Raw genomic sequence first — 1,529 nt, forward strand, 5'->3', positions numbered from 1 at the left:
TCCTGCCACTTACAGAACAGGGAATAGTACGCTTCGTTGCTTGTCTTTTTCATCCTGCAACATTATACATTCAGGACTCAACTATCAATATGGTTTTGTCGGATGCATACTTTTAAATTACAACACAAAAGTCAGCAGTTTAAAATGAGTGGACGATAACAATTGTAAAGAAATGTCTAACGCCTGTTTCTTATACGACTTAACGAAACCGAAGTAATTCCTAAAAATGATGCAATGTAATGTTGGGGAACTCTCTGCAAAATCTTCGAATTATTTTTCAAAAGTTCCAAATATCTTTTTTCAGGATTGTCTTTGATACGTGAAAGAAATAGTTTTTGGTAAAATATTAATCGTTGAAAAGTATGTTCTTCTACTTGTTCTTTTATTTCTGTTGAACTTTCAATTATTGCCTAAAAATCCTTTTTAAAAATAGAATATAAAATACAAGGTTCTATACTTTCAATTGTAAATAAACTTGGCTGGTTTGTTCGGAAGCTTTCTATGGAAGAAACGCTTTCGCCTTCAAAGAAAAACTGAAAAGTAATGTCTTTCCCTTCATTGTTGGAACAAACTCTTAAACAACCTTTCTCAATATAAAATGCTTGTTTAGCAATTTCGCCTTCATTCAATAGAATTGTCTTTGCAGGAATTTCTTGTCGTTTGAAAAGGTGTTTAAAATTGTCCCATTCTGTATTTTCAATTTTGAAATTCTCCATTCTTGATAATTGTCTCTTGATGCAGGGTTGTCCTAGGGTTTTAGCTAACATTTTCCGCTTTGCGAAGGCGGGGATTTTTAGCACTAAACTGTCTTGTCCTGAAATAGCTTTACACAAATCTATTAAAAGATGAGAAAGAAAGTCATTAAAAAAGCGGGTAGACACTTCAGTGTTGAAGACCAGCATAAGATCATCCAGGAGATGATATCCAATGGCTGCACAAAGCAAGCCATTTGGAAGAAATACACTGGTCAAGACGAGAAGAAAGGTCAATTGTTCAGGTGGATGAAGAAGCTGGGTTATTCCAGTTATCGCCCTAGGAAAGAGGCTAACTTGAAAGAATCAAACTCACCTATACCTAGAAATAACAACTCCAAGCCAACACCCGATGAAACGGCACAGAACAATGATATCCTACAAATGCAGAGGCGTCTACTCATTACCTATTGACTTATTTAGTAGTTTATTGAATGATAGGACAAAATCTTTCAGCTGGATTTTAGTTTTGTTGTCGATAATTTGCCCTTCCCTGTTCACTTTCCCTTTTACACCCTGAATTAGTAATGTCGTATCATTCGTGAAATAAGTCTGAACAGTTTCCATTATCAATTTTAGCTCTATATGTCCCTTTTCCCCACTTGCTGAAGCCGTTATCAATCCGATTGCTTTATCCGAAAACACAGTTGTAGAAACACACCATTCAATTGTATGCATCCGACAAAACCATATTGATAGTTGAGTCCTGAATGTATAATGTTGCAGGATGAAAAAGACAAGCAACGAAGCGTACTATTCCCTGTTCTGTAAGTGGCA

Annotated in this window: 3 protein-coding genes; 1 reads left to right on the top strand and 2 read right to left on the bottom strand. The window is 35.6% G+C overall.

Features of this window, described 5'->3' with window-relative positions:
• Positions 1–410 precede the first annotated feature (410 nt).
• Positions 411–833, bottom strand: coding sequence for a Crp/Fnr family transcriptional regulator (locus SYJ56_RS25750; RefSeq protein ID WP_323839267.1), 423 nt, complete (start codon positions 831–833; stop codon positions 411–413).
• Between the two features lie 12 nt (positions 834–845).
• Between SYJ56_RS25750 and SYJ56_RS25755 the strand changes: the two genes are divergently transcribed.
• A complete protein-coding gene (locus SYJ56_RS25755; protein WP_323839269.1) occupies positions 846–1,166 on the top strand; it encodes a hypothetical protein in 321 nt (106 codons plus the stop codon).
• Here the strand turns inward: SYJ56_RS25755 and SYJ56_RS25760 are convergent.
• Positions 1,149–1,430 (bottom strand): hypothetical protein, encoded by a 282-nt coding sequence (locus SYJ56_RS25760; RefSeq protein ID WP_323839271.1) that lies wholly within the window; start codon positions 1,428–1,430, stop codon positions 1,149–1,151. The two genes, SYJ56_RS25755 and SYJ56_RS25760, sit on opposite strands and share 18 nt — an antisense overlap.
• Between the last annotated feature and the right edge of the window lie 99 nt (positions 1,431–1,529).

Source organism: Algoriphagus aurantiacus (assembly GCF_035156405.1).
In the GTDB taxonomy this organism is placed as follows: Bacteria; Bacteroidota; Bacteroidia; order Cytophagales; family Cyclobacteriaceae; genus Algoriphagus; species Algoriphagus aurantiacus.